The 12,818-nt window shown below is 25.9% G+C and carries 8 protein-coding genes; 2 read left to right on the top strand and 6 right to left on the bottom strand.

All coding sequences use genetic code 11. The annotated features are described in order from the left end of the window. The coding region (locus EIC27_RS02690) for a transposase domain-containing protein (RefSeq protein WP_126044202.1) at positions 1-196 on the top strand (196 nt) is incomplete at its 5' end. A gap of 223 nt (positions 197-419) precedes the next feature. On the opposite strand, the gene ralF is transcribed toward EIC27_RS02690, so the two are convergent. The 4 genes from ralF to secD all read right to left on the bottom strand — a co-directional run bounded on the left by ralF (position 420) and on the right by secD (position 6,174). After that, complete coding sequence (gene ralF, locus EIC27_RS02685) at positions 420-1,547, bottom strand: T4SS guanine nucleotide exchange effector RalF (protein WP_126044610.1); 1,128 nt, start codon at positions 1,545-1,547, stop codon at positions 420-422. Positions 1,548-1,681: 134 nt separating this feature from the next. Continuing rightward, a complete protein-coding gene (locus tag EIC27_RS02680) occupies positions 1,682-2,659 on the bottom strand; it encodes a DMT family transporter (protein ID WP_276310327.1) in 978 nt (325 codons plus the stop codon). Continuing rightward, positions 2,652-4,607, bottom strand: coding sequence for an ATP-binding protein (locus EIC27_RS02675; RefSeq protein ID WP_126044608.1), 1,956 nt, complete (start codon positions 4,605-4,607; stop codon positions 2,652-2,654). The genes EIC27_RS02680 and EIC27_RS02675 overlap by 8 nt, the downstream gene beginning before the upstream one ends. A 13-nt stretch (positions 4,608-4,620) precedes the next feature. Further along, complete coding sequence (gene secD / locus EIC27_RS02670) at positions 4,621-6,174, bottom strand: protein translocase subunit SecD (protein WP_126044607.1); 1,554 nt, start codon at positions 6,172-6,174, stop codon at positions 4,621-4,623. Positions 6,175-6,228: 54 nt separating this feature from the next. Between secD and glmU the strand changes: the two genes are divergently transcribed. Next, positions 6,229-7,563: a bifunctional UDP-N-acetylglucosamine diphosphorylase/glucosamine-1-phosphate N-acetyltransferase GlmU gene (gene glmU, locus EIC27_RS02665; RefSeq protein WP_126044606.1), complete on the top strand. Its 1,335-nt coding sequence runs from the start codon at positions 6,229-6,231 to the stop codon at positions 7,561-7,563. Positions 7,564-7,567: 4 nt separating this feature from the next. Here glmU and EIC27_RS02660 read toward each other — a convergent pair whose 3' ends face one another. Together EIC27_RS02660 and EIC27_RS02655 are read right to left on the bottom strand one after the other, a co-directional pair. Then, positions 7,568-10,183 (bottom strand): AsmA family protein, encoded by a 2,616-nt coding sequence (locus EIC27_RS02660; RefSeq protein ID WP_126044605.1) that lies wholly within the window; start codon positions 10,181-10,183, stop codon positions 7,568-7,570. A gap of 62 nt (positions 10,184-10,245) precedes the next feature. Then, positions 10,246-12,156 carry an LTA synthase family protein gene (locus EIC27_RS02655; protein ID WP_126044604.1) on the bottom strand — a complete coding sequence of 637 codons (1,911 nt, stop codon included), beginning with the start codon at positions 12,154-12,156 and terminating at the stop codon, positions 10,246-10,248. Between the last annotated feature and the right edge of the window lie 662 nt (positions 12,157-12,818).

Here is a 12,818-nt window from a genome sequence, read left to right as displayed (position 1 = left end):
GATGTTCTGTGCAACAACTAAGGGTGCTAAAGCTAGTGCAAATATTTATAGTATTATTGAAACTTGCAAAGTAAATAAGATTAATCCTTATGATTATTTAAAATATTTGCTGAATCATATTCATGATTATTCTGATCCAAAAGAGTTAGTAAATTTACTTCCATATAATATTGATAAAAAAATATCATCAAATTAAATTTTTTTTAGAATTATCAAAAAACTTAAGAAACCCAAAGAAAGGCGGATAATACTTGTCAAGATGGGGATATTTTAGCGTTTACAAAGCTAAAAAAATAAATTTTTAAAATTTTATTTTGCTTTTTATTGTTTTATGTAAAAACTCTAAATATAATTTACTGGTAATAAAATTAAGTTATATAAAAAATTATTAATCTCTCTAAGTAAATGGAAATAGTTATTTATCGTGTTTTCCCACTAGTAATTTGTCCACTTTCTATATTACTAACATGTGATTTGCTTATAATAGCACTCTTACTTATTCGATATTCCTTTTCCATTGAATCAGCTTCATAACCATAAGTTGATTTAAAGGTTTCTGGTGGAGTTCTAAAAGATGCTTCTACTTGTGCTGCCAATTTTAATGAATGATCCTGATTTTCATCCCCTAATGGTTGTATTATTATTTTGGGTTTATCATTGAATAAAATTTTTGAAAATATATTTGGTTCATAAATTTGTACAGAACATTTAGCTCCAGTCTCCTTATCTGTCAAATTTAGAGTGCCATTATATCCCATTAGGTTTGCTAGTAATGATCTAGGCTTATCTACTTGTGCTTCTAGAGAGTCAGCATTTGAAATATTTGGAAACACATTTTTTAATTGGCCATTGCCTGCTTCATTCATAAAAGTTTTTAAAGACTTAAAAGTTTGATCATAATCTAAAAGGCTTGTATTCATTTGTATACCAGGTGATATTTTTGTAAAATTAAATTCAAATGGATTTTCTTTGATTTCTTCATATAAACCTAGTAAAAATTCATCAGGAAAATTTTCTCCCCCATTAACACCTCTTAAATTTTGTTTTAAACTGTCAATAGACATATGATCTTTTATTGCAGAATTATGTAAATCTGTATTTAACATTATTGTTTGAAATGCTAATACATATACTGCATCTGCATCAGAAAAAATTTGTTCATGAGCTGATTCTTGTTGTTGACCATAATAGATATCACTAAAACTTTGTACTAATCTATCAATTTTTTGTGCTTCTCCAGGTAATTTATGGCTAAACAAAAATTCTCTTAATCCTTCAGTAAAAGTCTTATTTTGGAAGTTAAATTGTTGCGTAAAAGCTTTTAATACTTTTTGATTTAAAATATTTTCACCACTTAAGTAATCTCCTACAGCTTCTAAATCTAAATTTTCCTTTTGTTCAATAAAAAATTCTGCTATTTGTTTATCAACATTCTCAATACCATTTTCATCACAAAAACGTATAATAGCGTTAATACCATCTTTAGGTTTTTTATTAAATTGTTTAGCAATTTGAATTTTAATATCTTCTGAAAAAAGTTCGTGCATATAAATAATCTTAATATTTGCTAATAAATAATTTATTAAAAAAGGAGAAAAAAAGTAATATTAAAAACAAATACCCCTCAGTACTCTAGAATTTTTTTTATTGTTTAAAGAATATATGAATTATTATAATTAATCTATATTTTTTTGACTTTATTTACTGTATGTTCGTGCTTAATTAAGAATATGCCAGCTGAAATAATAAAAATATAACCAATATAAGTTAATTTATCTGGTTCTTGCTTAAATACTATATATCCTAAAATTCCAACAAAAATTATTTTAAGATAATGATATGGGGCAAGGGCAGACATATTAGCTTTTTTCAGTGCCTTGAAAAAAGCTACAGAATGTGTGACATAGCATATGGTAATAATTGAAAAATATAAAAAATATATAGATTTAAATCCAATTATACTAAATGAAGTAAATCCATTTGGTATTGGTATATTAAGGCCAAAATCAACATATTTCCAACTGACAAATGCTACTGGAAAAGCGAATAATGAAGAAAATAATAAAGAATAAAAAGCTTGAGTTTTATTTTTAGCAGTTTTGCCTAAAATTTTTACTGAAGTGCTGTTTGCAGTCCAACTAACTACAGCAAGTAATGTAAACGTATAATATTTATTATAATCTGCAATTGATATTTTACTAAAATCAAAAAAAGGAAAAGATAAATTAATTAAACCAGGATATATTACTGCTAAAGCTCCTAGAAAGCTTATAAATATTGCAATAAATTTTGAATAAGAGAATTTTTCGTTAAAAAACAAGATAGCTATTGCTGCCCATAAAACCTGCTCTAGATACGCCAAAGCTGTTGCATTAACAACCTTTACATATTGCAATGAATACATAAAAAACAATGACCCACCAGCACTAAAAAAACCTCTTATAATATGAAGTTTCAATTGTTGAGTTTTTAATATTTGTAATCCTTCACTAAAAACCCATGGTAGAATTACAATTAAACAACATAGTTTATAAAAAAATACAACTTGACTTGAGTTTAAATCCACTGTGAGTTTTTTCATTAATATGTATATTAAAGATAGTGCAAAGGAATTTAATATCATGTACCCTATCCCACGTATTTTATTATTTTTATACATCATTTTTTTTATTAGTTTTTAAGTTAAAATAAATTCTTAGTCCGTCTTTAGTATTTGATAAGTGTAATTTACTTTCGTGATCTTCAAGTATTTTTTTTACTATTGATAATCCTAAACCCATTCCTGTGTTTTTAGTTGTTATATATGGTTCTGTAATTTTATCAATTAAATCTGTATTTATACCCCCACCATTATCTTCAATTATTATTTTAATATGTTCATCATTTACTTTTTCTATTTTTATTTTAATAGTGCCTTTATTATTATCACTTGATATAATTGATTCTGCTGAATTTTTAACAATGTTGGTTAGAACTTGTGTAATTTGAGTTTTATCACAATAAACATTATTGTTCTGTATGTTATAATCAAATGAATATTTAATTTCTTTGTATATGTTTTTCTGACTAAAAATGACTTCGTTAATTATTTCATTAATATTATAGCTAGCTAATTTTGGTTTTGGTATTCTGGCAAATTGAATAAATTCGCTTACTATTGAATGGATGTCATTAACATTTCTAATTATTGTATTTATATATTTATTATAATTTTTTAAATGTTTTTTTTCAATTAGATTAGCAAATTTACTTTGTAATCTTTCAGCAGAAAGTTGAATGGGAGTTATGGGATTTTTTATTTCATGCGCAATTCTTTTTGCCACATCAGACCATGCTGCTTCTCTCTGTGCTGAGACTAATTGTGTAATATCTTCAAAACTAATAACTATATTTTTAATTTTATTTTCTATAATTACAGCACCTATCTTTATAAATAAGTGTATAGATTTACCTTTTCTTTTTATAATTAAATTTTCATTTAGAATGTCTTGTGGAGCATTTAATAAATTGTTAATCAAAAGATTAATTTCAGGTATAATTTTAGAGATATGTTGATTTAGATTGTTATCTTCTAAATTGAGTAATTTTTTTGCTGAGTTGTTATATAATGAAATATAGCCACTGCTATCTAAAGCTATTACTCCAGAAGATATTTCTTTTAAAACTGTTTCTATAAATTTTACTCTTTCATCTATATTTTTATATGCTGCTTTAATCTGATTATGCTGCGCTTCAATGGTTTGTGTCATTTTATTAAATGCTTTAGCAAGTTGTGATACTTCATCTTCTGAATTTTTCTCTGGTACCCTAATCGAATAATCACCTAATTTTATTTTTGAAGTGGCATTTAAAAGTTTATTAAGTGGATTTGCAATTATGTTTCCTAATTTTACAGAAATAATAAATGAAAAAAGGCACATTAAAGAAGAAATAATAATAAAGGCAATTTGTAAGTTTCTTTTTGTAAATTTTAGATCTGCAAGCAGATAATAATATTTGTTTTTTGAATCTTGGGTTTTTTTAAGATAGTCTACTATTTCTTTATCAATAAATTTACCAATTAATAAATATACATCACTGCGAAAAATACTATCTAATTTTGTTATGGCCCTTATTTTATCTCCATCTTGGTTTTCTAATAACACTACTTTTTCTTCATAAATTTTATTATAATCTTCAGGGGTAATTTTTTGAATTTGAGATATTAGTGAAAAACTAAGTGAGCTTCTAGCAATTACACCATCTTTCGTAAATATTATCGCTTCAGAAATAGAACTGCTTCTAACTTGTTCTTCTAGTATATGATTTAACTCAGTACTCTCATCGATTACTTTTATTTGTCTTTCTATTATTTTTTCAATTTGAAGTAATTCAAATTTTATTTTTTCATTATTTTCTTTCAAGTATAATCTTGCTACATTAACAGTGTCTGAAACAGCTTTGCTCACTTGATCATTAAATAATGATTCAATTCCAATGTAATAATATATTAGTGATAAAATTCCAATTAAAAAAATAGGAGAAATAGTTGCTATGCCAGCTATTAAAATAATGAACTTCTTTTTAAGAGATATATTTAAAAATTTCTTTTTTAATTTTTTTATCACGTATTATAATTTTCTAAACACTAATATTTTTTGGTTTTTTTATTTTATACCATAAAGTTATTATTATCTTTGTAACTGAAATAGATGTAAACATAGAACATAAAATTCCTACTATTAAAGTTATTGCAAATCCTTGAGTTGGCCCTGTGCCAAATATATATAATACTATTGCTGCAAAAATTGTTGTTGTATTTGAATCAAAAATTGTAATAAAAGCATAATGATAGCCATTATGTAAGGCATTTAACGGTAGCATTCCTTTTTTTAATTCTTCTTTAATTCTTTCAAAAATTAAAACATTAGCATCAACTGCCATGCCTAAAGTTAGTACTATTCCAGCAATTCCAGGCAATGTTAATGTTGCATTAAAAATAGAAAGTATAGCAATCATCATTATAAAATTAATAATTAATGCAAAATTTGCTATAAGTCCAAATAACTTATAATAAGCTAACATTATTATAAAAACTAATATAGCTGCTATTATACAAGCTTTTATTCCTGCTTTTATTGATTCAATTCCAAGTGTTGGACCTACTAATCTTTCTTCAGTAATTTCAAGTGGTACTGGTAAGTATCCAGCTCTAAGTAATAGTGCTAATTCAGAAGCTGATTCAGGGGTAAAACTTCCTGAAATATTACCTTCGCCACCTAAAATCGGCTCATTTATCATTGGATAACTAATTATTTTTTCGTCAAATACAATAGCTAGCATTTTTCCGGTGTTATTAGTTGTAATGTCTGCAAAAATTTCTCTACCTAAGTTGTCTAATTTAAATCTTATCACTGGCTCACCTAATGTTCCTTGTGAAATATATGCAGTTTCAAGCATATCTCCAGTCATTAAAGGTTGTGAATCTATAATTAATGATTCAGTACTATTTTCTAATGATAGGATTTTAGAATTAATTAACAAAGCAATTTTTTCAGAATCAGTTAAGTTTTCTGCTACTTTGTTTTTTACCATGTGAAAAGTCAATCTTGCGGTTTTGCCAATGATTTTCTTTATTTCATCAGGATTGTTTATACCGGGAACTTGCAATAATATTTTATCATTACCAATTGTTTGAATTTCAACTTCTTTTGTTCCTACTGAATCTACTCTTTTACGAATAACTTCTATACTTTGTTTTAAAACATCAGAATTTAATTTGTGAATATAGTCATTGTTAAATTTTATAATAATTTGATTATCAGAGTTTTTAATATCAAAATCTTTAGTTATAAGTAGTTTCCTTACTTTATCTATTTTACTATTATTTTCAGTAATAGTAAATTTTAATAAGTTATCATTCACTTCCCAGTCATAGAAATTAATATTATTATTTATTAACTTATTTTTAATCTGGTTTGTATGCTGTGTAAATTTTTCTTTAATATAATCTGTTAAATTTGCCTGTATTGTAAGAGATACTCCGCCCTTTAAATCTAGTCCAAAATTTATTTTTTCTTGTGGTATGAAGTTAATTTTTTTTAAATTATAAAAAAAGGTTGGAATAGAAAAATAGATTGAAAGTAATATTATGATAATTATACTAACTAATTGCCACTTAGAAAATTTTAACATAAAATTTGTAAACTTTAGATAACCAATCAAATAAATAAGGAATATTTATAAAATATGCAAGGAAAATTTAAACCAACAATTATTATATTATCTGCAGGAAACGGAGAAAGGATGCAATCTTCTATTCCAAAAGTGTTGCATGAAGTTAGCTTAAAGCCAATTATTGAGTATGTAATAAATTTAGCTGCTGTAGTTAATGCTGATTCGCTTAATATTGTTATTAATGAAGAATTGCAAAATCATCAAACATTTAAAGACTTTGCTATTAAATATAAATTAAAAACAATTCTTCAAAAGCAAAGGTTAGGAACAGGTGATGCAGTTAAAGTAGCATGTAATAATATGACAGCAATTAATGATTTAGTACTTATATTATATGGTGATACACCATTTGTTACAGAAAATACGATTATGAACATGTATAATGAGATTGACACAGGTGTTGATTTATGTGTTGTTGGATTTAATGCAAAGAATCCTGATGGATATGGTAGAGTTATTTCTAAGGATAATAATAGAGTAGTTGAAATTATTGAAGATAAAGATGCTAATAATCAACAAAAACAGATAGGGTTGTGTAATTCAGGAATTATATTAGCTAAAAAACATATTGTGGAAGGATTTTTAAATGAGAATCACAATATGGACTATAATAGTCAAAAAGAATTTTACTTAACTGATATTGTAAAATATGCTGTTTTAAGCAAAAAGGTATGCACATATGTTGTAGCTGATGAATCTGAAGTAATGGGTATAAATGATAGGGTGCAATTAATTAATGCAGAATATTATAATCAAAAGCTTATTGCAAAAAGATTATTAAATAGTGGTGTTACAGTGATAAACCCTGAAAGTAGTTACTTTGCAAATAATATTAAAGTGCAAAATGATGTTATAATTTATCCTAGTGTATTTATTGGGAAAGATACGGTCATTAATCAAGGGTCGGTTATTAAATCTTTTTCACATATTGAAGGTGTTGCTATCGACAAAGGTGTGGTTATAGGTCCTTTTGCAAGAATTAGGCCTAATACAAAAATATGTAATAATTCTAAAATAGGGAATTTTGTTGAAATTAAAAATTCAATTTTGATGGATAATGTTAAAGCAGATCATTTATCATATATAGGTGATGCTACTATATCTGATGATGTTAATATTGGAGCGGGAACAGTTTTCTGTAATTATGATGGTGAAAATAAACACCATAGCGTTATTGGGGAAAAAGTATTTATAGGTTCTAATACATCAATTATTTCTCCTATAAAAGTAGATTCGAAATCAATGATAGCTGCAGGTAGCGTAATTACAAAAAATATTGATAAAAATGATTTAGCAATTGCAAGATCTAAACAAGTGAATTTAAAGAATAAATCAAAAATTAAATAAATTTTCAATTCGCAATATTGCTAAAAATATCTTTTATAAAATTTTCAGGCTTATCTTTAGCATTGGTAAAATTACCAATTATATTAACTGCTAAATTTTGCATTAGGTATTTTTTGAGAGATTTGGTATCTAATTTATAAGACGGGTTATCAAGATTTCCATAAGTTATAACTTTAAAAGCTGGGACTTTTTGAATTGCGATATCTATTTTTGTTGTGATATCAATATTATTATTTGGTAAATTGATTTTACCTATAGCAGTCGCATTTGCTCCTTGTGCTATGAGTTTGCAATCTTGTAAATCTGCTATACCATTTTTAAATAATAATCTGCCTGTTAGGTTATTGAATAGGGTCTCTCCTTTTGAAAAAGATGAATATAGTAAATTTAATATTTCTTCAGGACTTTTTATTTGTTTTAGAGCATTGAGTATTTTTTGTAAATCTACTCCACTTATTTTTCCATTACTTGCGTTAAAATTTATGTTACCAATAATGTTATTAATATATTGAGATTGATTTTCACCTTCTGATTTTAGATTTGCAGTGAAGCTAAGTAAGCCTTGAGTTATTTTAAATTTATTGTTTTCAGGAATAATATTTTTTAAATGTGCATTTTTTAGTGTCATATTGATGTCAATTTGTCTATTTGTTAGACTTGAGATGGAGCCAAAGCCATTCAATTGACCACCATAAAGGTTACCATTAAATGAATTAATTTTGAATTTTTCATTTTCAAGTTGTGCTTTGGTTTTAATATTATCAAATATTAATGATCCATAGGTTAATTTTTCAATATCCAAAGCAAATTTTCCATCCATAGCTGCAAATGAAGATAGGTCAATTTTTTTAGTAGACCAGTGATTATTAATCTCACTTTTTAATTTTTGGCTGTGGTTAGTATTTGATTTCAAAATTAAATTGTTAAGATTGAGTTCTGAAATTGCTAGATTTGTTGATACAAATGGTTTTTTAGTATTAAGTGTAATTGTTGAATTGCCTTTGAGAATAACAGTATCTTTTCCAATTTTTGCGGTGGATTTATTTAAAATAATATCTATTTTTTGGTTAAAGTCGCCATTTATTAATGTAGAGAGTTTTAAATTATAGAGTTTTGGTAAGTTAACTTTAAATAGATGCATTATAGATTTTGTTAAATCATCACTTAAAATTTCTATTTTTAATGAAGGTTTTATACCCTGATCTAAATTTATATTTCCTGTAATATTTGATTTTAATTTATCAATAAAGATTTGGGTATTAGTTTTAATATCTTTGCCATTAATTATAGAGTCTCCCATAATACTGAGATTATATGTGTTAAAGGGTAGGTTAACATTAAGAAGATTAGTTAAGTTAGATCCTGCATCAATTTTAATATTATAGTTAAATATTGGATTATATCCTGGATTTTGAATTCCTATATCACCACGTAATACAGAATTACCAGATTTAAATATAAAATTATCAAATGTTAATTTTTGTACGGCATAATTAACTTTTGTATTAAATGAAAGTTTTTGGCTAATAATCTTAGATAATTTTGGAAAATTAAAACCTAAAGTATTTAATAAAAGAGAGATATTCTGTGCTTGTAAATTAATTGAATTTTCTAGAGAATTAGATGAAGATTTTTTAATTGCATAGTCAATTATTACTTTACCTGGATTTATCTTTAAAAAAAGATTACCTTTGTTATTTTTGATATTATAATTCAATTTGCCATTACCTTTGGTTTTTCCTAAAGTTAAAATTATCGAATTAAGATTAGCTTCTGATTTAGTGCCATTAATTTTTGCCTCTATTTTATAATTTTTAGGTGTATTTTTTGGTAGGTTAGAAATATTAAGCAGTTTTTTAAGGCTACCTTGTAACATCATGTTGCCATTAAAAATAAATTGATCTAGGTTTAAGTCTCCTATTAGGTTAATTTTTTGTTCTAAAGCATTGATTTCAGTTGTAAGATTTATGTTATTTTTTAGCTGCTTTATTATTCCACTTAACCTAAAATATTGTTCTAATGAGTTAAAGTTGCCTGAGAATTTTATTGGTCCTGTAGTACTACTGAACTGTAGATTTAAATTTATTTTTTCTAATTTGGTAAGTTTATTCTCTTTTAAATAATTAAATTGCCCATTTTTAATTGTTATTTGATTCAAAGGAATAGGAAGCTTTATAATATGAGAATTTTTGTTTGTAGTGTTTATGCTTTTAGACTCATTTATATCACTAGATTTTATATTGGGTAATTTCCAATTAATATTACCATCACTTAGCATTTCTAAATTGATTGTCGGCTGATCCAACTCTACATAAGATATTGCAATTTTGCCGATAAATAGTTTGCTAAGTGATAATTTGATTGTTGCACTGTTAAGATCTAATAGAGAATTTGTTTTAAATTGAGAAGGAATTTTTATTTTTTCAAGTTTAATTCTAGGCTGAGGTATAATAGATAAATTCAAACTTCCTTCAATAACTATATCTAATCCAGTTTTTTTCTTAAATTCAGATTGAATTATGCCTTTATAATGTGATAAGGGGATAAAAAATGGTATAATAATTAAAATGGCAGCTATAGCAATAATTATGCCACTAGAATATTTTAGGTATTTAGGCATTTAAAAACTTATTATTTTGGTTATTACTAACAGAATAACAAATCTTATTAAAAGCAACAAATTTATTCTTTCAAATAATTATTATTAAGTAGATAGCTAGCCGATTGGTAAAATGTTACTGCATCAAACAGATGATTTTGATCTACAGTGTTTGGTTTTTGAATAAAATTTTGATCTACTTTATAGCTCCAATATGATTCTTTTGGTCCAAGTATTGTTAATTGATTATTAGAGAAATATCCTACTTTTTGATATGTACTTACAAAAGCTCTATTAGCTGTAGAATTTATAATATCTTTGCCAAAAAATTTGCTTTCATAGGGTATATTTAAGATTCCCATTAAAGTAGGTGCTATATCAATTTGACTGGAAAGGTTATGTATTACTTCAGGCTTGAGAATTTTTGGTGCATAGATAAATAATGGTATATGATATTTTTGTACAGGGATTTGAGTTTTGCCAGCACTGCCAGCACAGTGATCTGCAACTATAACAAAAATCGTATCATCAAACCAAGGCTTGTTTTTTGAGTTATTTATTAATTGCTGAATTGCAAAATCTGTATATTTTACAGCTCCAGCTCTTCCTGTTCCAGATGGAATATCAATTTTGTTTTCTGGATATGTATATGGTCTATGATTTGAGGTGGTTAGTATAAATGAGAAAAAAGGAGTTTTAGAATTATAAGATTTATCGGCTTCACTAATAAATTTATTAAATAAATCTTCATCACTTACACCCCAAATGTTTGAAAAATTAATTTCTTCTTTAGAGAAATTTGCTCTATCTACAATCTTGAAATTATTTTTTGAAAAAAATGCATTAATATTATCAAAATAGCCAAATCCACCATAAATAAATTTGTTTTCATATCCAGAATTTTTAAATACAGAGCCGATGCTGAATAAATTTTGATTATTAGGTAGTCTTACAATTGAATTTCCTGGCAAAGGTGGTAGTGACAAGCTTATTGCTTCAAGCCCTCTTACAGTTCTTGTTCCAGTAGCATAAAAATTGTCGAAAAAAATACTCTTAGAAGTTAAGTTATCTAGGAATGGTGTAATATTCTCATTATTGTCAAAATATTTCAAGTATTCAGCACTTAGGCTTTCTACAAGGACTAAAGCTATATTATATTTATGTTTATTCTTATCAGCTGGGGTTATATTCCTAGTAATATTTGTGAGCTCATTAGAAATATAAGTGCTGTTTTTTGATAATAGTTTGTCTCTTAAATTTTTTAAAATCTTATCTTTATTATAATTTATATAAAAATCTTTATAACTAAGAATGTTATTGTTATATGCGCTAAAGAGCTTATCTAGGCCATTATAAGAGAGATTGGCTGCATAATTATTATTACTGAATTTACTATATGTGAAGTTTTTTGGATTAAAATAATAACTGGCACTAAGAAATAATATTAGCAATATTGATGTTTTTATAATAAAGAATTTAGGAAAATTTTTAAAATTAAATCTTTTTGTTAGAAAAGAAATGAAAAAATAAATTATTGGTACACAAATGGCAATGGCAATTAAGATTTTTATAAGAGGATATGATTCATATATATTGCCTGTGACTTCTCTACGATATACTAAATAATCTACTGCAATAAAATTATATCTAACTCCAAATTCATCCCAAAAAAAGTATTCTGCTACTAAGTTAAATAGTAATCCATATATATAGGCGAAGATAAATAGTTTGCCAATAAGATTGCTAATTTTGGTTTTTAATAAAAAAGTAGGTAAAAGTAGATAAATTATTGATATTGGTGTTAAGATATAAAAAAGTGTAGATAAATCATTTAACTCACCTAACAATAGTATTTTTGATATTTCAAAGATATTAAAGTTTATTTGATCAAGAAATATGCTTTGAGTAATAAGGCAAATCCTTGTTACTAACATTATTAATAAAAATGAAATTATAACTTGAAGAGCAAACTTGCTGTACTTTAGATTTTTCATTTAATTGATAATGTTGGTTAATTTTAAAGGTTAAAATTATAGTATTTATATGTTTTTTCAAGTTAAATATAGCTAATTAATTATAATTTAACCTGAGCTGCAGATAAGAATTACTTTGTAAGAGGCAAAAGAAGTGCTATATACAAACACTTGAATACAATTTTGTTAGCAATACAGTCATTGCGAGAGCATTTTAATGCTCGCGGCAATCCAGGACAGGAAAGTTATTAACAAATGTAATTAAGGTAATAATTCTGGATCACCACGCCACTAACGTGGCTCGTGATGACTAGTTCTGGTGTGAATTACAACAATTATGGATCACCACGGTTGCTATGCAACCTCGTGATGACAAAAATAAAAACGTCATTGCGAGGATGATGATAGGCATCAGTGGCAATCCAGATATACACTGCACTTCATCATGATAAGATTCATTATAAATTTCTTATTTCTTAACTGCAGTTTGGGTTAATTTACTTCTATTAAAGTTATTTAGCTATATGTAAAATGCCAATATTTTTTTTAAATAAAGTTAGTTACTTTTTCTCTTTCTGATCTGAAGTAACTGCTTGCTGTTTGTTTTTTTCAATAGATTGGCCTTTTTCAATAGATTCTAAAGCATAGCTGCATAATTCTTCAAAAGGTACTCCATTTTTTTC

This window comes from Candidatus Aquarickettsia rohweri, assembly GCF_003953955.1.
Classification (GTDB): domain Bacteria; phylum Pseudomonadota; class Alphaproteobacteria; order Rickettsiales; family Midichloriaceae; genus Aquirickettsia; species Aquirickettsia rohweri.
Note: the sequence above shows the minus strand (reverse complement) of the source record. Positions and strands in the feature narration are given on the sequence as shown.